Annotated in this window: 15 protein-coding genes and 2 pseudogenes; all 17 read left to right on the forward strand. The window is 61.4% G+C overall.

Annotated elements, in window-relative coordinates:
- Positions 1-75: 75 nt before the first annotated feature.
- Entirely contained in the window at positions 76-1,515 is a 1,440-nt protein-coding gene (locus C0058_RS01805) for a cytosine permease (protein ID WP_102367931.1), read from the forward strand.
- A pseudogene (locus tag C0058_RS01810) lies at positions 1,502-1,649 on the forward strand (histidine ABC transporter substrate-binding protein); the annotation flags it as partial. The gene C0058_RS01805 and the pseudogene C0058_RS01810, both read left to right, overlap by 14 nt.
- Positions 1,650-1,720: 71 nt before the next feature.
- Positions 1,721-2,572, forward strand: coding sequence for a proline/glycine betaine ABC transporter permease (locus tag C0058_RS01815; protein WP_003209260.1), 852 nt, complete (start codon positions 1,721-1,723; stop codon positions 2,570-2,572).
- A complete protein-coding gene (locus tag C0058_RS01820) occupies positions 2,569-3,393 on the forward strand; it encodes a glycine betaine/L-proline ABC transporter ATP-binding protein (RefSeq protein WP_003209262.1) in 825 nt (274 codons plus the stop codon). Before C0058_RS01815 ends, C0058_RS01820 begins: the two co-directional genes overlap by 4 nt.
- Before the next feature lie 146 nt (positions 3,394-3,539).
- Entirely contained in the window at positions 3,540-5,063 is a 1,524-nt protein-coding gene (gene hutH, locus C0058_RS01825; protein WP_102367932.1) for a histidine ammonia-lyase, read from the forward strand.
- Positions 5,064-5,177: 114 nt separating this feature from the next.
- Complete coding sequence (hutH, locus tag C0058_RS01830; protein WP_085984627.1) at positions 5,178-6,716, forward strand: histidine ammonia-lyase; 1,539 nt, start codon at positions 5,178-5,180, stop codon at positions 6,714-6,716.
- 182 nt (positions 6,717-6,898) lie between these two features.
- Positions 6,899-8,308 (forward strand): amino acid permease, encoded by a 1,410-nt coding sequence (locus tag C0058_RS01835; protein ID WP_003209267.1) that lies wholly within the window; start codon positions 6,899-6,901, stop codon positions 8,306-8,308.
- Between the two features lie 16 nt (positions 8,309-8,324).
- Positions 8,325-9,530 carry an imidazolonepropionase gene (hutI, locus tag C0058_RS01840; protein WP_102367933.1) on the forward strand — a complete coding sequence of 402 codons (1,206 nt, stop codon included), beginning with the start codon at positions 8,325-8,327 and terminating at the stop codon, positions 9,528-9,530.
- Between the two features lie 11 nt (positions 9,531-9,541).
- Entirely contained in the window at positions 9,542-10,342 is an 801-nt protein-coding gene (hutG, locus tag C0058_RS01845; protein WP_087692905.1) for an N-formylglutamate deformylase, read from the forward strand.
- Between the two features lie 259 nt (positions 10,343-10,601).
- Complete coding sequence (locus C0058_RS01855) at positions 10,602-11,549, forward strand: choline ABC transporter substrate-binding protein (RefSeq protein WP_008439284.1); 948 nt, start codon at positions 10,602-10,604, stop codon at positions 11,547-11,549.
- A 154-nt stretch (positions 11,550-11,703) separates the two neighbouring features.
- On the forward strand, positions 11,704-12,639 hold the full coding sequence (locus tag C0058_RS01860; protein WP_102367934.1) for an alpha/beta hydrolase: 936 nt from the start codon (positions 11,704-11,706) through the stop codon (positions 12,637-12,639).
- A gap of 103 nt (positions 12,640-12,742) precedes the next feature.
- Positions 12,743-13,714 (forward strand): prolyl aminopeptidase, encoded by a 972-nt coding sequence (gene pip / locus C0058_RS01865; RefSeq protein WP_008439282.1) that lies wholly within the window; start codon positions 12,743-12,745, stop codon positions 13,712-13,714.
- On the forward strand, positions 13,711-14,148 hold the full coding sequence (dtd, locus tag C0058_RS01870) for a D-aminoacyl-tRNA deacylase (protein WP_087692908.1): 438 nt from the start codon (positions 13,711-13,713) through the stop codon (positions 14,146-14,148). Before pip ends, dtd begins: the two co-directional genes overlap by 4 nt.
- 267 nt (positions 14,149-14,415) lie before the next feature.
- Entirely contained in the window at positions 14,416-16,167 is a 1,752-nt protein-coding gene (locus C0058_RS01875) for a glucan biosynthesis protein G (RefSeq protein ID WP_008439280.1), read from the forward strand.
- Positions 16,160-18,735: pseudogene (gene mdoH / locus C0058_RS01880) on the forward strand (glucans biosynthesis glucosyltransferase MdoH); the annotation flags it as partial. The gene C0058_RS01875 and the pseudogene mdoH, both read left to right, overlap by 8 nt.
- Before the next feature lie 237 nt (positions 18,736-18,972).
- Positions 18,973-19,776: a transporter substrate-binding domain-containing protein gene (locus C0058_RS01885; protein ID WP_043226395.1), complete on the forward strand. Its 804-nt coding sequence runs from the start codon at positions 18,973-18,975 to the stop codon at positions 19,774-19,776.
- 219 nt (positions 19,777-19,995) lie between these two features.
- Positions 19,996-20,793 (forward strand): transporter substrate-binding domain-containing protein, encoded by a 798-nt coding sequence (locus tag C0058_RS01890; RefSeq protein ID WP_003209284.1) that lies wholly within the window; start codon positions 19,996-19,998, stop codon positions 20,791-20,793.
- Positions 20,794-20,880: the final 87 nt, after the last annotated feature.

The raw sequence follows: 20,880 nt of genomic DNA on the forward strand, positions 1-20,880 counted from the left end.
GCTTTCGCGAGCAAGCCCGCTCCCACATGTGATCTGCGTTTCACCCAAAAACAATCCATCAGAGGTTGAACATAAATGGCAGTAAAAGACGCTCGTGCAAGCACCACCCCGTTGATCGAAAGGCGTTCGATCGACTACATCCCGGAAGCGGAAAGACACGGCCGTCTATTGAGTCAGTTCACCCTGTGGTTGGGTGCCAACCTGCAAATCACTGCGATTGTCACCGGGGCCCTGGCCGTGGTGCTGGGCGGTGATGTGTTCTGGTCGTTGATCGGTCTGTTGATCGGTCAACTGCTGGGCGGTGGCGTCATGGCCCTGCATGCGGCGCAAGGCCCGCAACTGGGCTTGCCGCAGATGATCTCCAGCCGCGTGCAGTTCGGCGTGTATGGCGCGGTGATTCCCCTGGTGCTGGTGTGCCTGATGTACATCGGTTTTTCTGCCAGCGGCTCATTGCTGGCGGGGCAGGCGGTGGCGCAGTTGCTTCACGTTGAAGACTGGGTCGGCATCGTATTGTTCGCGGGGCTGATCATGGTGTTTACGATCTTCGGCTACCGGGTGATCCACGGCATCGGTCGCATCGCCAGCGTGCTGGGGGTGGTTGCCTTCGTGTACCTGTTCTACAGGCTGCTGGCCGGTAACGACATCGGTGCGTTGCTGGGCAACAAGCATTTTTCCCTCAGCAGTTTCCTGCTGGCGATTTCCCTCTCGGCGTCCTGGCAGATTGCGTTCGGCCCGTATGTGGCGGACTACTCGCGCTACTTGCCGCGCAGCACGCAGGCCTCGAAAACCTTCTGGGCCGTGGGCCTCGGTTCGGTGATCGGCGCGCAGGCTTCGATGGTGTTCGGTGTGTTTGCGGCAGCCCTGGCAGGCTCGCAATTCGCTCACCACGAAGTGTCGTTTATCGTCGGCCTGGGCGGCACCGGGATCGTCGCGGCGCTGCTGTATTTCAGCATCGCCTTCGGCAAGGTCACCGTCACCACCCTCAACGCCTACGGCAGCTTCATGTCGATCGCGACAATCATCAGTGGTTTCCGTGGCAGCCGGCATATCGGCAGTGGCACGCGGCTGTTGTACATCTTCGTGATGGTGTCGATTGCCGCCGCGCTGGCGTTGCTGGGCAAGGACTCGTTCCTCAAGGATTTCTCCGCGTTCATCCTGTTCCTGCTGGCGTTTTTCACGCCCTGGAGTGCGATCAACCTGGTGGACTTCTACTGCATCACCAAAGAGCGCTATGACATCCCGGCCCTGTCCAACCCCAACGGTCGCTACGGTCGCTGGAACCTGATGGGCATCAGCATCTACGTGTTCGGCGTGCTGATTCAGATGCCGTTCATCTCGACGCATTTCTACACCGGCCCACTGGTCGCGAGCCTGGGCGACACCGATATCTCGTGGATCATCGGGCTGGTGGTGCCGGCGGCGTTGTACTACTGGGCTGCGAAAAAATGGCACAGCCCGATTTCTGAGCGCCTCGTGCTGCCCGATGTGCAGGGCGCCGCTGCTCAACCTGCTTAACCAGAACCCGGTACGCATGACAAACAGCGAATTGAAACAGCAAAACTGGCGAAAACTTTCCTCAAGGGACATCCTGAACTCTGGCACGCATGGTGAGCGACAACGCAGCCAAGAAAATCGACGCGGCCTTGTAGGTTGAGCGTTTCCGGTTGCCGCCACAGGCAACCGGGCGCCCGGCCACAATCCACTGGATCGAGAGCACACTATGTTTCCTGAGAGTTTTACGTTTTCCATCGCCGACTGGGTCAACAGTTGGGTCGATGCGCTGGTGACCAACTACGGCGATGTGTTCCGGCACATCTCCGATACGTTGCTGTGGGCCATCGTTAACCTGGAAGGTTTGCTGCGCGCAGCGCCCTGGTGGTTGATGTTGCTGATTGTCGGCGGTATTGCCTGGCATGCCACTCGCAAGTGGTTCACCACCGTCGTGATCGTCGGCCTGCTGTTTCTGGTGGGCGCGGTCGGTCTGTGGGACAAGCTGATGCAAACCCTGGCGCTGATGATGGTGGCCACGGTGATCTCGGTGCTGATCGGCATTCCTCTAGGGATTCTGTCGGCCCGCAGCAACCGCCTGCGTTCGGTGCTGATGCCGCTGCTGGACATCATGCAGACCATGCCCAGCTTCGTGTACCTGATCCCGGTGTTGATGCTGTTCGGCCTGGGCAAGGTCCCGGCGATTTTCGCCACGGTGATCTACGCCGCACCGCCGCTGATTCGTCTTACCGACCTGGGCATTCGCCAGGTGGACGGTGAAGTCATGGAAGCGATCAACGCCTTCGGTGCCAACCGCTGGCAGCAACTGTTCGGCGTGCAACTGCCGCTGGCCCTGCCGAGCATCATGGCCGGGATCAACCAGACCACCATGATGGCCCTGTCGATGGTGGTGATCGCCTCGATGATCGGCGCCCGTGGCCTGGGTGAAGATGTACTGGTGGGCATCCAGACCCTCAACGTTGGACGCGGCCTTGAAGCCGGTCTGGCGATCGTGATTCTTGCCGTGGTCATCGACCGCATTACGCAAGCCTATGGTCGTCCACGGCATGAGGCGAGCAAATGACTACTGTCAGCAAAATTGAAGTCAAAAACGTATTCAAGATTTTCGGCAACCGCTCCAAGGATGCACTGGCGTTGATTGGCCAGGGCAAGAGCAAGGACGAGGTGCTGGCCGAGACCGGTTGCGTGGTGGGTGTGAACGACCTGTCCCTGAGCGTCGACACCGGTGAAATCTTCGTGATCATGGGGCTGTCGGGTTCCGGCAAGTCGACCCTGGTGCGTCACTTCAACCGGCTGATCGACCCTACCAGCGGTGCGATCCTGGTGGACGGTGAAGACATCCTGCAACTGGACATGGAAGCCTTGCGCCAATTCCGCCGGCACAAGATCAGCATGGTGTTCCAGAGCTTTGGCCTGCTGCCTCACAAGAGTGTGCTGGACAACGTTGCCTACGGCCTGAAAGTGCGTGGCGAAACCAGGCAAGTGTGCGCCGAGCGTGCGCTGCACTGGATCGAAACCGTGGGCCTCAAGGGCTATGAAAACAAATACCCGCATCAACTTTCCGGCGGCATGCGTCAGCGTGTAGGCCTGGCCCGGGCGCTGGCGGCCGACACCGACATCATCCTGATGGACGAGGCGTTCAGTGCGCTCGACCCGCTTATCCGTGCCGAGATGCAAGACCAGTTATTGGAGCTGCAAAAGACCCTGCACAAGACGATCGTGTTCATTACCCACGACCTCGATGAGGCGGTGCGCATCGGCAACCGCATTGCGATCCTCAAGGACGGCAAGCTGATCCAGGTCGGCACGCCCCGCGAGATTTTGCATTCACCGGCGGATGAGTACGTGAACCGGTTTGTCCAGCGGCGGGTGGCGGTGGTTTGATCCGATATTTGTGGTGGGTTGGCTGAGGCTGTCGCAGGCAAGCCAGCTCCCACATTTGGAATGCGTTTCCCCTGTGGAAGCTGGCTCGCTTGCGATGAGGCCAGTGAAGCTGCACAACAATTGCGAATTTCATGAAGAGGTCAACGATGTCCCAGGCTGAAAAAATCATCATCGCCGACGCCCCGATGCGTTGGCAGGACGTGGTCGCCGTGGCTCGCCACGGTGCGATCCTCGAACTCTCGGGCCAGGCCTGGGCTCGCATCGACAATGCACAGGCCATCGTCCAGCGCATCGTCACCAGCGGCGAGCGCGCCTACGGCATCAACACCGGCCTGGGTGCCTTGTGCAACGTGTCGCTCAAGGACGAACAACTGAGCCGGCTGTCGCGCAATACCCTGCTCAGCCATGCCTGCGGCGTCGGTGCGCCACTGAGTGTGGAGCAAACCCGCGCGATCATTTGTGCGGCAATCATTAACTACAGCCACGGCAAATCCGGCTTGCATCCGCAGGTGGTGCATTCGCTGCTGGGGCTGCTCAACCATGGCATCACGCCGCAAGTGCCGTCCCAGGGGTCCGTGGGTTACCTGACCCACATGGCGCACATTGGCGTCGCCTTGCTCGGCGTCGGCGACGTCAGCTATCGGGGCCGTATCGTTCCCGCACACCAGGCGCTGGCTGAAGAAGGTTTGCAGCCCGTAGTGCTCGGTGCCAAGGACGGGCTGTGCCTGGTCAACGGCACGCCGTGCATGACCGGCCTCAGCAGCCTGGCCCTGGCCGATGCGCACCGCCTGCTGCAATGGGCCGATGTGATCGGTGCCATGAGCTTCGAAGGCCAGCGCGGCCAGATCGACGCCTTCGACGAAGAAATCATCGCGCTCAAGCCGCACCCGGGCATGCAGCAAGTGGGCATCAACCTGCGCGCGTTGCTGGACGGCAGCGAAGTGATCGCCAGCAGCAAAGGCATTCGTACCCAGGACGCCCTGAGCATCCGTTCGATTCCCCAGGTGCACGGCGCGGCCCGCGACCAACTGGAACACGCCACCCGGCAGATCGAAACCGAACTCAACGGTGCCACCGATAACCCGCTGGTGCTCGGCACGCCAGACAGCTACCGCGTGGTGTCCCAGGCCAATCCCCACGGGCAGTCCGTGGCCCTGGCGGCAGACATGCTGGCCATCGCCATGGCCGAAATCGGCTCCATCGCCGAGCGTCGCCTGGACCGTCTGATCAACCCGCACGTCAGTGGTTTGCCGGCGTTCCTGGTGAGCAACCCCGGGGTCAACTCCGGGATGATGATCGTGCAGTACGTCGCCGCCTCGCTGTGCGGGCAAAACCGCCAGTTGGCGCAACCGGCGGTGCTCGACAACTTCGTCACCTCGGGCCTGCAGGAAGACCACCTGAGCATGGGCACCAACGCCGCCCTGAAGCTGTATTCGGTGCTGGAAAACGTCACCCAGATCCTCGCCATCGAGTACTTGCTGGCGGCCCAGGCGTTCGAGTTCCTCCAGGAGCAACGCTTCGGCGCCGGCACCGATGCCGCCTGGCGTTTGCTGCGCGAACACGTCCCGGCCTACGACCAGGACCGCTGGCTGGCGCCAGACATCGCAGCCACCGCCGCGTTGCTCAAGGACGCCGATTTACTGCAACGCACGCTACCGAATTTGCACTGACCTTTTCCCAACAATAACCAGCGTGCCAAGCCGACTGATCCTCTAAAAGAGCACAGCGGCGGATAACGGAAGCATCCGGAGCGACTGGTAGTTAACAACACTCTCAAAAGGAGCATGAATGTGACTGCGCTAAACCTGATTCCAGGCCAACTGAGCCTTGCCCAACTGCGGGCCATCTACCAGCAGCCGGTAACCCTCAGTCTGGATGACAGCGCCTCGGCCCAGATCGAAGCCAGTGTCGCCTGTGTGGAGCAGATTCTCGCCGAGAACCGCACCGCCTACGGCATCAACACCGGTTTCGGCCTGCTGGCCTCGACCCGCATTGCCAGCGAAGACCTGGAAAACCTCCAGCGTTCCCTGGTGCTGTCCCACGCCGCCGGCGTCGGTGAGCCCATCAGCGATGCGCTTGTACGGCTGGTCATGGTGCTCAAGGTCAACAGCCTGAGCCGGGGCTTTTCCGGGATTCGCCGGCAGGTCATCGACGCGCTGATCGCCCTGATCAATGCCGAGGTCTACCCGCACATTCCACTGAAAGGTTCGGTGGGCGCCTCCGGTGACTTGGCACCATTGGCCCACATGTCGCTGGTGCTGCTGGGCGAAGGCAAGGCCCGCTACAAAGGCGAATGGCTGGAAGCTACCGAAGCGCTGAAAGTTGCCGGCCTGACGCCGCTGACCCTGGCGGCCAAGGAAGGCCTGGCGCTGCTCAACGGCACCCAGGTTTCCACCGCTTATGCATTGCGTGGGCTGTTCGAGGGCGAAGATCTGTTCGCCGGTGCCCTGGCCTGTGGCGCCCTTACGGTGGAAGCCGTGCTGGGTTCGCGCTCGCCGTTCGACGCACGCATTCACGCTGCCCGGGGCCAACGCGGCCAGATCGACTCTGCGGCCGCGTATCGCGCCCTGCTGGGTGAAAGCAGCGAAGTGTCGCAATCCCACGAGAACTGCGACAAGGTCCAGGACCCGTACTCCCTGCGTTGCCAGCCACAAGTCATGGGCGCCTGCCTGACCCAGTTCCGCCAGGCGGCCGAAGTGCTGGTGGTGGAAGCCAACGCCGTGTCGGATAACCCGCTGGTGTTTGCGGCTGAAGGTGACGTGATTTCTGGTGGCAACTTCCACGCCGAACCGGTGGCCATGGCGGCGGACAACATGGCGCTGGCCATCGCGGAAATCGGCTCCCTGAGCGAGCGTCGCATCTCGTTGATGATGGACAAGCACATGTCGCAACTGCCGCCATTCCTGGTGGGCAATGGCGGTGTGAACTCCGGCTTCATGATCGCCCAGGTGACGGCGGCGGCATTGGCCAGCGAGAACAAGGCACTGGCGCATCCCCATAGCGTCGACAGCCTGCCGACGTCAGCCAACCAGGAAGACCACGTGTCGATGGCCCCGGCGGCGGGCAAGCGCCTGTGGGAAATGGCCGAGAACACCCGCGGTGTGCTGGCGGTGGAATGGTTGGCGGCTTGCCAGGGCCTGGACCTGCGCAATGGCTTGAAGACTTCGCCGGCGCTGGAAAAGGCGCGTGGGATCCTGCGCAGCAAAGTCGCGTTTTATGAGAAGGACCGCTTCTTTGCGCCGGACATCAATGCCGCCAGTGAGCTGCTGGCAACGCGTTGCCTGAACGAGCTGGTGCCGGCGAAGTTGTTGCCGAGCTTGTAAGAGCGACACCGATCCAGTGTGGGAGCTGTCGAGCCCCGGCGAGGCTGCGATGGCGCCGGAACAGGCAACACTTTCGTAGCCTGACCCGCCGCTATCGCAGCCTCGCTGGGGCTCGACAGCTCCCACATTTGATCTTCTACAGATTCGAATTTTCTCAGGATAAAAATAATTAAGGACGAGAAATGCACCAGCAAGAAAAGACGTTAAAACGCGGGCTCTCCGCCCGACATATTCGCTTCATGGCCCTCGGTTCCGCGATCGGTACCGGGCTGTTCTACGGCTCTGCCTCCGCCATCCAGATGGCCGGCCCGGCCGTGCTCCTGGCCTACCTGATCGGTGGCGCCGCGGTGTTCATGGTCATGCGCGCCCTCGGCGAAATGGCCGTGCATAACCCGGTGTCCGGCTCCTTCGGCCAGTACGCCAGTACCTACCTGGGCCCGATGGCCGGCTTTATCCTCGGCTGGACCTACGCCTTTGAAATGATCATCGTCTGCCTCGCCGACGTCACCGCCTTCGGCATCTACATGGGCTTCTGGTTTCCCGAAGTCGCGCGTTGGGTCTGGGTGCTGGGCATCGTGTTGCTGATCGGCGGCCTGAACCTGTGCAACGTCAAAGTCTTTGGCGAAATGGAGTTCTGGCTGTCGCTGCTCAAGGTCGGTGCCATTGTCGCAATGATCCTCGGCGGCTTCGGCATCATGCTGTTCGGCATTCACTCGGCGGGCGAAGCACCCGCTACCGGCCTCAGCAACCTGTGGGCTCACGGTGGCTTCATGCCGAACGGCGTGGGTGGCTTGATCGCGTCCTTCGCGGTGGTGATGTTTGCGTTTGGCGGCATCGAAATCATCGGCATCACCGCCGGCGAAGCCAAGGACCCGCAGCGGGTGATCCCCAAGGCAATCAACGCCGTGCCGTTGCGTATCCTGCTGTTCTACGTGCTGACGTTGTTTGTGCTGATGGCGATCTACCCGTGGCCGCAGATCGGCAGCCAGGGCAGCCCGTTCGTGCAGATCTTCAGCAACCTGGGGATAGGCTCGGCGGCGACCATCCTTAACATTGTGGTGATCTCGGCCGCCGTCTCGGCCATCAACAGCGACATCTTCGGCGCGGGTCGCATGATGTATGGCCTGGCCCAGCAAGGGCAGGCGCCCAAGGGTTTTGCCCAACTGTCGAGCCAGGGCGTGCCATGGATGACCGTAGTGGTGATGGGCGCCGCGTTGCTCGGCGGTGTGGTGCTCAATTACCTGATCCCGGAAAACGTGTTCCTGGTCATCGCCTCGATTGCGACCTTCGCCACGGTGTGGGTATGGCTGATGATCCTGGTCACCCAGGTGGCCATGCGTCGCTCGATGACCAGGGAACAGATTGCCGAGCTGAAATTCCCGGTGCCGTTCTGGCCCTACGCGCCAGCGGCCGCCATCGTGTTCATGCTGTTCATCTTCGGCGTGCTGGGTTACTTCCCGGACACCCAGGCCGCTCTTATGGTCGGCGCCGTGTGGATCGTCTTGCTGATCGTCGCCTATCTGCTGTGGGTCAAGCCCGCCGCCGGGCAAACGGCCAAGGTCCACTACGACCCGGCTTTGTCTCATCGATAACCTAATGGAGGCGTTGATGAAAACGCTTTGGCAACACTGCCACGTTGCAACCATGGCCCAGGGCAACTACTCGATCATCGAGGACGCCGCCATTGTTACCTCGGGCACGCTCATCGAGTGGATCGGCCCGCGCGCCGATCTGCCGGATGCGAACTACGCAACCACCCATGACCTGCAAGGGGCGTGGGTCACGCCCGGGCTGATCGACTGCCACACCCACACGGTGTTCGGCGGCAATCGCAGCGGCGAGTTCGAGCAGCGGCTGCAAGGCGTGAGCTACGCCGAGATCGCAGCGGCCGGTGGCGGTATTGCCAGCACCGTGCGCGCCACGCGTGCGGCGAGCGAAGATGAACTGTTTGCCAGCGGCCACAAGCGCCTGCGCAGTTTGCTGCGCGACGGTGTAACCACCGTCGAGATCAAGTCCGGCTACGGCCTGGACCTGGCCAGCGAGCGCAAGATTTTGCGGGTGATCCGTCGCCTCGGCGCCGAGTTGCCGGTCAGTGTGCGCAGCACCTGCCTGGCGGCGCATGCGTTGCCGCCGGAGTACGTGGACCGGGCCGATGCCTACATCGAACACATCTGCACCGAAATGCTCCCGGCGCTGGCAGCGGAAGGCCTGGTGGACGCGGTCGACGCCTTCTGTGAGTACCTGGCGTTCTCGCCGGAGCAGGTGGAGCGCGTGTTCATCGCCGCCCGGAAACTTGGCTTGCCGGTAAAACTGCACGCCGAACAGTTGTCGTCCCTGCATGGCTCCAGCCTGGCGGCGCGTTACCAGGCGCTGTCGGCGGACCACCTGGAATTCATGACCGAGGAAGACGCCATCGCCATGGCCGCTTCCGGCACCGTCGCGGTGTTGCTGCCGGGCGCGTTCTACTTCCTGCGGGAAACCCAGTTGCCGCCGATGGAAACCCTGCGCAAGCACGGCGTGAAGATCGCGATCGCCAGCGACCTCAACCCGGGCACCTCGCCGGCGTTGTCGGTGCGCTTGATGCTGAACATGGCCTGCACCCTGTTCCGCATGACCCCGGAAGAAGCCCTGGCCGGCGCCACGCAACACGCGGCCACCGCCCTGGGCCTGGGCAACAGCCATGGCTCGCTGGAAGTGGGCAAGGTCGCGGATTTTGTCGCCTGGCAGATTGATCGTCCCGCCGACCTGGCCTACTGGCTGGGTGGCGAGCTGGATAAACGCGTCGTGCGCCACGGCGTCGAAGTCACCGTTTAAGGAGTACCGCTGTGGATAAGGTTCTGAACTTCAAACAAGGCCGTGTGCCGCTGCTGATCAGCATGCCCCACGCGGGCCTGCGCCTGACGCCGGCGGTGCAAGCCGGGCTGATCCCCGAGGCGCAAAGCCTGCCGGACACCGACTGGCACATTCCCACGCTGTATGACTTCGCCGAAGCGCTGGGCGCCAGCACTCTGGCGGCGGAGTATTCGCGCTTTGTCATCGACCTGAACCGGCCTTCAGACGACAAGCCGCTGTACGTTGGCGCAACCACCGGCCTGTACCCGGCGACACTGTTTGACGGTGTGCCGCTGTTCCGCGAAGGCCTGGAACCGTCCAAGGCCGAGCGCGCCACGTACCTGGAGCAGGTGTGGACGCCGTATCACCGCACCCTGCAAAACGAACTGGCCCGGCTCAAGGCCGAGTTCGGTTATGCGCTGCTGTTTGATGCGCATTCGATCCGCTCGGTGATCCCGCACCTGTTCGAAGGCAAGCTGCCGGACTTCAACCTCGGCACCTTCAACGGCGCGGCCTGCGATCCGCAGCTGGCCAGCGAACTGGAAGCCATCTGTGCCGGCCACCCGCAGTACAGCCATGTGCTCAACGGGCGCTTCAAGGGCGGGCACATCACCCGTCACTACGGCAACCCGGCCGAGAACATCCACGCCGTGCAGCTGGAGTTGGGGCAGTGCACCTACATGGAAGAGTTTGAGCCCTTCCGTTATCGCGCCGACCTGGCCGAGCCGACGCGGGTGGTGTTGAAGGAACTGCTGGAAGGGTTCCTGGCGTGGGGCAAGCGGCATTACTCCTGAGTGGCGTCGCTGCTGAGATAGCCTTCGCGAGCAAGCCCGCTCCCACATTCGACCGTGTTTCTTCAGGAGGAACACGGTCGAATGTGGGAGCGGGCTTGCTCGCGAAGAGGCCCTCAACAGCAACACACCTCCCAAGTCGTCTGTGTGCAAATCCCTGTCGCCACAGTTCGCTTTGATCAAGGTCTCGCTGGGTAAGGTGTTGGGCACGGCGCGTCAGACGCCACTCCCACAATAAAAACTGCCGAGTGAGACCGCATCGATGAAAAGACTGTTCAACCGTTGTCTGTTGATTCTCACCGGCGCCGCACTCTTGAGCGCCAACGCGATGGCTGCCGACCCGGCCTCGTGCAAGGTCGTGCGCATGGGCGTGGTCAGCTGGACTGACGTGATCGCCACCAGCGGCATGGCCGATGTGCTGCTCAATGGCCTGGGCTATGACAGCAAGCAAACCAGCGCCGTGCAGCAGATCATCTTTGCCGGCATCCGCGACAAGCGCCTGGATATATTCCTGGGCTATTGGAAACCGGCGATGGACAACAACATCGCACCGTTCCTCGCGGCCAAGCAGGTCAAGGTGTTCGACAAGCCGAGCCTGTCCGACGCTCAAGCGACGCTGGCGGTGCCGCAGTACGTTGCCGACGCCGGCTTGAAAACCTTTGCCGACATTGCCCGCTTCAAGGACAAGCTGGGCGGCAAGATCTATGGCATCGAGCCGGGCAGCGGTGCCAATACCGATATCCAGAAAATGATCGACAGCAACCGCTTTGGCCTCGGCGGCTTCAAGCTGGTGGCGTCCGGCGAGGCAGGCATGCTGGCGGCGGTGCAGCGGGCAGTGAATCGCAAGGAGTTCGTGGTGTTTGTCGGCTGGACCCCGCACCCGATGAACATCAACATGAAAATGGCGTACCTGACCGGCAGTGAAGATGTGTTCGGTGCCAACGAAGGCATGGCCACGGTCTCCACGGTGACGGCGCCGGATTACGCCGAACGTTGCCCCAATGTGACCCGCCTGCTGGAGAACCTGACCTACACCGCGGCCCAGGAAAGCCAGTTGATGGTGCCGATCATGGACCGCAAGACGCCGCAGGATGTGGCCAGACAGTGGCTGCGCGACAATCCCGAGGATTTGCAGCGCTGGCTGGCGGGTGTAACGACCCTGGATGGAAAAGACGGCGTGGCGGCGGTGCAGGCCAGCCTCAAGCCCTGAGCAAATGAAGATCAAAATGTGGGAGCGGGCTTGCTCGCGAATGCGGTGGTTCAGCCACACAAGTATTGACTGATACACCGCATTCGCGAGCAAGCCCGCTCCCACATTGGATTCGTGGCGGCTGTTAAATCCTTATCTTCAGGACGATGCTTCGATGTCCCATTACCCGATTTCCGCGCAGATGTGCGCCTTCGTCGAAAAAACCGAATCCTTCACCAGCGACGACACATCGCTGGCCGGATTGCGCCGAGGCTACGACCGCATGTGCCAGGCGTTCACCCCGGCGCGGCCCGAAGGGTTACAGGTGTCAGACGTTTCCCTGGGTGGCGTGGGCGTACGCATTTATCAACCGGCGACGCAAACCCCTGATAGCGGCTGGCCATGCATCCTTTATATGCACGGTGGCGGCTGGGTGGTCGGCGGCCTGGATTCCCATGACTTCATGTGTGCTGAGCTGGCCGACTCACTGCAAGTGCTGGTGATCGCCATCGATTACCGCCTGGCACCCGAACACCCGTTTCCGGCCGCCTTTGAGGATTGCCGTGCGGTCTGGCAGGCGATCCAGGTGGGCGAAGCGCCCCAGCCGATCAACCTTCAGCGTCTGGTGGTGGCCGGTGACAGCGCCGGCGGTAACCTGGCGGCGGCCCTCTGCCTGGGCCTGCGGGATGACCATCAGCCGCAGCCCCTGGCGCAAGTCCTGATCTACCCCGGCCTGGGCGGCCCCGCCGACCTGCCGTCCCGCCGCGATTGCGTCGACGCGCCGTTGCTCAGTACCGCCGACACCGAGTGCTACCTCGCCCTTTATCTGCGTGGGCCGGGCAAGCCGTCGCCCTACGCCATGCCATTGCTGGCCGTGGATTTCAGCGGGTTGCCGCAGGCTTTGATCGCTGTCGCCCAGTTCGACCCGTTGCGGGACGACGGCATGCTCTACGCCGAACGCCTGCAAGGCGCCGGGGTGGCGGCCACGCTGTATCCCGGCAAAGGCCTGGTTCACGGCTGCCTGCGGGCCCGGGGCCAGGTGTTGGAGGTCGACCGGCTGTACGTTTATCTGCTGGACTACCTGCGTGGTGTTCTGCTGACACAGGTCTAGGTCCACGAGGACATGCTCATTGCACAATTCGGGTTTATGATGCCAGACGGCAAAATAATAGACGTCCCCCCAGGGATGAACTCGACCCCTTACGGAGCGCGCAATGCAGACTTTGTACCCGCAGATCAAACCCTACGCCCGGCACGATCTGGCCGTCGATGAAACCCACGTCCTGTACGTCGACGAAAGCGGTTCCCCGGAAGGCTTGCCCGTTGTGTTCATCCATGGCGGCCCCGGCGCCGGGTGTGATGCCAATAGCCGCTGCTATTTCGATCCTAATCTGTACCGAATTGTTACTTTTGATCAGCGTGGCTGCGGGCGCTCCACCCCACGGGCCAGCCTGGAAAACAACACCACCTGGGACCTGGTGGCCGACCTTGAGCGGATTCGCGAACACCTGGGCATCGAAAAATGGGTGCTGTTCGGCGGTTCCTGGGGCTCGACCCTGGCCCTGGCCTACGCGCAAACCCACCCGGAGCGTGTGCACGGCCTGATCGTGCGGGGCATTTTCCTGGCCCGCCCCCAGGACATTCAGTGGTTCTACCAGGCTGGCGCCAGCCGGCTGTTCCCCGATTACTGGCAGGACTACCTGGCGCCCATCCCGGCGGAGGAGCGGCACGACCTGCTCAGCGCCTACCACAAGCGCCTGACCGGCAACGACCAGATCGCCCAGATGCACGCGGCCAAGGCCTGGTCCACGTGGGAAGGGCGCATGTTGGGCCTGTGCCCGAACCCGCAATTGATCGAGCGTTTCTCCGAACCCCAGCGCGCCCTGTCGATTGCCCGTATCGAATGCCATTACTTCACCAATAACTCGTTCCTTGAACCTGACCAACTGATCCGCGACATGCACAAGATCGCCCACCTGCCTGGCGTAATCGTGCATGGCCGCTACGATATGATCTGCCCGCTGGACAATGCCTGGGAGCTGCATCAGGCCTGGCCCAACAGTGAGCTGCAGATCATCCGCGAGGCCGGCCATGCGGCTTCCGAACCCGGAATTACCGATGCGCTGGTGCGTGCGGCGAGTGAAATGGCACGGCGCCTGCTTGATTTGCCGCCTGAAGAAGCATGAAGGGCCTTTTGCAACGGGTGCGCGGCGCCCGGGTCGAGGTAGAAGGGCAGGTGGTCGGGGCGATAGACCAGGGTTTGCTGGTGCTGGTGGCTGTCGAGCCTTCGGACACGCAAGCCAGCGCCGACAAGCTGCTGCATAAGCTGCTTAACTATCGGGTGTTCAGCGACGACGAGGGCAAGATGAACCTGTCCTTGAAAGACATAGGCGGCGGTTTGCTGCTGGTGTCGCAGTTCACCCTGGCGGCAGACACCAAGAGTGGGCTGAGGCCGAGCTTCTCCACGGCGGCACCGCCGGCGTTGGGCGAGGCGCTTTTCGACTATCTGCTGTTACAAGCGCAACAATTGCATGGCACGGTAGCGGCAGGGCGTTTTGGCGCTGATATGCAGGTGCATTTGGTCAATGATGGGCCGGTCACCTTCCTGTTACAGACGTGAATGTACTGAAAACGACTTGTGATGCCCAAAAAACCGGGTTTTCGCTACAAATACTTCGCTGACCCTGATGCGTTGTCACGCGGGCTACTAGATAATCGCGCGCTACGGGGATCAGCGTTAATTGGTCCATTTTTGACTTAGGTAGAGACTTGTCCGATAGCCATTGGGGAATCATTTAGCCCCATGGGAGTCGGAACAATGCTCGCCAACCTGGCATATAGATAGCTGGCCGTTGGTTTTTTGATCTGTTTTCGGCGAGGGTTGCTCGTGATTGTTAGTCCCTGTAATGCACCAAAATTGTCTGCCAAACGGTTACGAAACGTACTGGTGACGGGCTCTGCCCTGTTTTGCCTGTTCGGCGCGGGTCAACTGTGGGCATTCAGTCTGGATGATGTGTCGGCCAAGGCAAAAGAGCTGGCCGGGCAGAAATACGAAGCTCCGCGCAGCAATTTGCCGAACGAATTCCGCGAAATGAAATTCGCTGATTACCAGAAAATTCGTTTCCGCAACGAAAAAGCCGAGTGGGCCGATCAGAACACCCCGTTCAAGCTGTCCTTCTACCACCAGGGTATGCATTTCGATACACCGGTGAAAATCAACGAAGTCACCGCCGACAGCGTTCAGGAAATCAAGTACGACCCGTCCCGCTTCGATTTCGGCGACGTCAAGTTTGATCCCAAATCCACCGAACAGCTGGGTTATGCCGGTTTCCGTGTGCTGTACCCGATCAACAAGGGCGACAAGCAAGACGAAATCATGACCATGCTCGGCGCCAGCTATTTCCGCGTCGTGGGCAAGGACCAGGTCTACGGCCTGTCTGCCCGCGGCATGGCGATCGACACTGCGTTGCCGTCCGGCGAAGAATTCCCGCGTTTCACCGAGTTCTGGATCGAGCGTCCAAAACCGGGTGAGAAACAGCTGGTGATCTACGCCCTGCTGGATTCGCCGCGGGCCACCGGCGCTTATCGCCTGATCCTGCGCCCGGGTACCGACACCATCGTCGACGTCAAATCCCAGATGTACCTGCGTGACAAGGTCACCAAGCTGGGCATCGCCCCGCTGACCAGCATGTTCCTGTTCGGCGCCAACCAGCCGTCCAAGGTCCTCAACTACCGTCGCGAGCTGCACGATTCCAGCGGCCTGTCGATCCATGCCGGCAACGGCGAGTGGATCTGGCGCCCACTGAACAACCCCAAACACCTGTCGGTCAGCAACTTCACCGTGGAAAACCCGCGTGGTTTCGGCCTGCTGCAACGCGGCCGCAACTTCAGCCACTACGAAGACCTCGACGACAACTACGACAAGCGCCCAAGCGCCTGGATCGAGCCTGAAGGCGATTGGGGCAAGGGCTCCGTCGACCTGGTAGAGATTCCGACCGCCGATGAAACCAACGACAACATCGTTGCGTTCTGGAGCCCGGAAACACTGCCGGAGCCAGGCAAGCCGCTGGACGTTGCCTACCGCCTGCACTGGACATTGCAAGACGCCGAGTTCCATTCGCCAGAAAGCGCCTGGGTCAAGCAGACCCTGCGTTCCACCGGCGACGTCAAGCAATCCAACCTGATCCGTCAGCCAGACGGCAGCGTGGCTTACCTGGTGGACTTCGAGGGCCCGTCCCTGAAGAAACTGCCAGCTGACGCACCGGTTCGCAGCCAGGTCAGCGTGGGCGACAACGCCGAAATCGTTGAAAACAGCGTGCGCTACAACCCGCACACCCAAGGCTGGCGCCTGACCCTGCGCATGAAGATCAAGGACGCAGGCAAGCCGACTGAAATGCGTGCTGCTCTGGTTCAGGACATCGTGCAGCCGGAACCGGAGAAGGTTTCGACCCAAGTGTTGAAAGCCGACAAGGTCCTGGCCAAGCAGCACGAGAAAGCAGCCAAGAAAGACGCCAAGGACAAGGACGCCAAGCAGCCGGAAGCGGCTGCCCCAGCCACACCACTCCCTACCCAGGATCAGGCCAAGACAGAGCAAGTCCTGACCGAAACCTGGAGCTATCAGTTGCCTGCCGATGAGTAATTCTCAAGTCCAGCCAGAGACTCTTGCCGAGTACCTGGCGCATCTACCGATGACCGATGAGCAGCGCGCCGAACTGGCGGGCTGCGAGTCCTTCAGTGAATTGCACAAGCGCCTGTCATCGTCCACGTTCGACGCGCCTGCCGACGCTGCCCAGGCATCGGTAGGCGCCCGGCTGACCCTCAACACTGCCGAAGAGCTGCAAGACGCCGAAATGCTGGTGCTCGACGCCAGCGGCCGGGTTTGCCTCAAGGCCACGCCGCCGATCCGTCGGACCAAGGTCGTGCCTGAGCCGTGGCGCACCAATATCCTGGTGCGTGGCTGGCGCCGCCTGACCGGCCGCACGAATCCACCGGCCCCGCCGAAGGATGAGCGCGTACTGCCGGCCGCCCGCTGGCGCACCGTCGGTTCGATCCGTCGCTATATCCTGCTGGTGCTGATGCTCGGCCAGACGATCGTTGCCGGCTGGTACATGAAAGGCATCATGCCGTACCAGGGCTGGTCCTTCGTCGACTTTGACGAGATCCGCAACCAGACCCTGCTGCAAACCGCGACCCAGGTACTGCCTTACGCCCTGCAAACCAGCATCCTCGTGCTGTTCGGGATTCTGTTCTGCTGGGTCTCGGCCGGTTTCTGGACCGCGCTGATGGGCTTCCTGGAACTGCTGACCGGTCACGATAAATACCGTATCTCCGGTAAAAGTGCCGGTGACGAGCCGATTCCGAAAGACGCCCGCACCGCCCTGGTCATGCCGATCTGCAACGAAGACGTGCCCCGGGTATTTGCCGGCCTGCGCGCGACGTTCGAATCGGTGGCTGCCACCGGTGACCTGGACCGTTTCGACTTCTTCGTCCTCAGCGACAGCAACGAGGCCGACATCTGCATCGCCGAGCAGCAAGCCTGGCTCGACGTGTGCCGCGAAGCCGGTGGCTTCGGCAAGATCTTCTATCGCCGTCGTCGCCGTCGCGTCAAACGCAAGAGCGGCAACCTCGACGACTTCTGCCGTCGCTGGGGCGGTGACTACAAGTACATGGTGGTGCTCGACGCCGACAGCGTGATGAGCGGCGAATGCCTGACTAGCCTGGTGCGCCTGATGGAAGCCACGCCGGATGCCGGGATTATCCAGACCGCGCCACGTGCGTCGGGCATGGATACCCTGTATGCGCGCATGCAGCAGTTCGCCACCCGGGTGTACGGCCCGCTGTTTACCGCCGGCCTGCACTTCTGGCAGCTGGGTGAATCCCACTACTGGGGTCACAACGCGATCATCCGCATGAAGCCGTTTATCGAGCACTGCGCCCTGGCGCCGTTGCCGGGTAAAGGTGCGTTTGCCGGTGCGATTCTTTCCCACGACTTCGTTGAAGCGGCGCTGATGCGCCGTGCCGGCTGGGGCGTGTGGATTGCCTACGACTTGCCGGGCAGCTACGAAGAGCTGCCGCCGAACCTGCTGGACGAACTCAAGCGTGACCGTCGCTGGTGCCACGGCAACCTGATGAACTTCCGCCTGTTTTTGGTAAAAGGCATGCACCCGGTGCACCGTGCGGTGTTCCTCACCGGCGTGATGTCGTACCTGTCGGCACCGTTGTGGTTCTTCTTCCTGGTGCTGTCCACGGCCTTGCTGGCGGTCAACACACTGATGGAGCCGCAATACTTCATGGCGCCGCGCCAGTTGTATCCGTTGTGGCCACAATGGCATCCGGACAAGGCGGTGGCGCTGTTCTCCACCACCATCGTGCTGCTGTTCCTGCCTAAATTGCTGAGCATCATCCTGATCTGGGCCAAGGGCGCGAAAGAGTTCGGCGGCAAGTTCAAGGTGACCCTGTCGATGCTGCTGGAGATGCTGTTCTCCATGTTGCTGGCGCCGGTGCGGATGATTTTCCACACCCGTTTCGTACTGGCCGCGTTCCTCGGCTGGGCGGCGACCTGGAACTCGCCACAGCGTGACGACGACTCCACGCCATGGAGCGAGGCAGTCAAGCGCCACGGTCCGCAGACCCTGCTCGGCTTCTTCTGGGCGCTGCTGGTGGTGTGGTTGAACCCAAGCTTCCTGTGGTGGCTGGTGCCGATCGTCGGTTCGCTGATGCTGTCGATTCCGGTGTCGGTGATTTCCAGCCGGGTCAAACTGGGCCTCAAGTCTCGCGACGAGAGCCTGTTCCTGATCCCCGAGGAATACAATCCGCCCCAGGCGCTGTTGTCGACCGACAAGTACACCCACGAAAACCGTTGGCATGCGCTCAATGACGGTTTTGTGCGGGCGGTGGTCGATCCGCAGCAGAACGCCCTGGCGTGCGCCTTGGCAACTTCCCGTCACGGGCAGGCGGAGCCGATTGAATGGCTGCGTGTTGATCGGGTTCGCCACGCGTTGAAAGTCGGCCCGGCCGGCCTCAACAACGGTGAACGCCTGGCCTTGCTCAGCGACCCGGTCGCCCTGGCACGCTTGCACGAGCAGGTCTGGAGCGAAGGCCACGCCGAGTGGCTGAGCGCCTGGCGCGAATCGGTCAAGGCCGATCCGCATGCGCCATTGCTGCCATTGAAGCCGCTGTCGTCCCAGGCTCAACCGGCCTGATTCCGACGCCCCCGAGGTGCCACCTCGGGGGCGTTTGCGATAACCGTCCTACGTTGTTTTTCCCTTCTGCTGCATCGCGCTAACTCCTTGTTATTTCGAAACAAAAGACCCTTCTCCGAGGCATATTGCCGTGCCTGCGAGTGGGTTAGCATCGCCCACCAAATCTGACTCGAAGCCTGCGGCTTACGCGATCTTGCGCGTGGCCGGGTGTGGGAGTGTTAAATGGAACAGGGGCTTTTTTCATGATCAAAAGGTATTTGTCGATGCTGCTGCTCGGCATCGTCACATTTTCCCACGGTTACCTGGCGCATGCCGGAGCCATAGATGAGGCCGTTCGGCGGGGTGTGTTGAAAGTCGGCACCAATCCGGCCTACGTGCCCTTTGAGATGACCGACAAGAAAGGCCGGATCGTCGGGTTTGAAATTGACCTGCTTCGGGAGATGAGCAAGGCGCTGGGGGTCAAGCTGGAGCTGGTTTCGGTACCGTATATCGACCTGATTCCCGGCCTGCTGGCCAGCCGGTTCGACCTGATCGGCAGCGGCATGACTGTCACGCAGGAGCGCAACCTGACCCTCAATTTCAGCGACTCGTTCATCATCGTCGGCCAGACCGTGCTGCTGAACCCTCGGTTGGCCGACAAGGTCCAGAGCATCGAGGACTTGAACGAGGCCGGTTACCGGATCGTGGCCGCCGAAGGCACCACAGGCGAGGCGGCGGCGAAAAGGTTTCTCGGCACTGCACGGCTGCGCAGTTTTCCAACACCTGAAGAAGGCGTGCGCCAGGTGGTGGAGGGCAAGGCCGATGCGTTTATCCATGATGCGCCGTATAACCTGATCGCCATTACCAAGCCCCAGAACAGTGCGCTGTTGGCGCTGGAGCAACCCTTTACCTACGAGCCCCTGGCGTTCGGCTTGAAAAAGGGCGATTACGACAGCCTCAACTGGATCAATCATTTCCTCAACCAGGTGGCCCAGGACGGCACCTACGATCGGCTGCATGACAAGTGGTTCAAGGACTCGGGCTGGATGGCGGAAGTGGACTGGTAGTCATAACTGCTTACACATCAAGCAATTGGCTGGGCCGTGGATCGAGGTGTCTAGCCATGCCTTTCTCTGCACGGTTGTGGGGCTTTTCTGTCATACCTTGGCAACAAATCCCGGCGAAACCTTTGTACCCGGCGGTGAGTGAGTTAGGATCGCACCCCGAAATGGTGCAGCCCTTTTGCGCGCCGACCTCACAAGAAAATGAGTTCAGGGGACTTGATGATGAAAAAGTATCTTTCGATGCTGCTGCTGGGTGTCACCGCACTGGTGGCGGTCAACGCGGCACATGCCGGCGCCATCGATGATGCGGTCAAGCGCGGTACGCTGAAAGTCGGCATGGACCCGACTTACATGCCGTTCCAGATGACCAACAAACGCGGTGAAATCATCGGCTTTGAAGTCGACATCCTCAAGGCCATGGCCAAGTCGATGGGCGTGAAGTTCGAGCCGATTTCCACCGGTTACGACGGCATCATCCCGGCCCTGTTGACCGACAAGTTCGACATGATCGGCAGCGGCATGACCCTGACTCAGGAACGCAACCTGCGCCTGAACTTCAGCGAACCGTTCATCGTGGTCGGCCAGACCCTGCTGATCCGCAAGGAGCTGGAGGGCACCATCAAGTCCTACAAAGACCTGAATGACGAGAAATACCGCCTGACCTCCAAGCTCGGCACCACCGGCGAGATGGTGGCCAAGAAGCTGATCTCCAAAGCCAAGTACCACGGCTATGACAACGAGCAGGAAGCTGTTCTGGACGTGGTCAACGGCAAGGCTGACGCCTTCGTCTATGACGCCCCGTACAACGTGGTGGCCGTGAACAAGGTCGGCGCCGGCAAACTGGTGTTCCTTGATCAGCCGTTCACCTTTGAACCCCTGGCGTTCGGCCTGAAGAAGGGCGACTACGACAGCATCAACTTCATCAACAACTTCCTGCACCAGATCCGCAACGACGGCACCTACGATCGCATCCATGACAAGTGGTTCAAGAGCTCTGAGTGGCTCAAGGATATGGAATAAAAGCTGACCTGCATTGATCGTTCCCACGCTCCGCGTGGGAATGCAGCCCGTGACGCTCTGCGTCACAAAGCGGACGCTGAGCGTCCA

This window comes from Pseudomonas sp. NC02 (genome assembly GCF_002874965.1).
In the GTDB taxonomy this organism is placed as follows: domain Bacteria; phylum Pseudomonadota; class Gammaproteobacteria; order Pseudomonadales; family Pseudomonadaceae; genus Aquipseudomonas.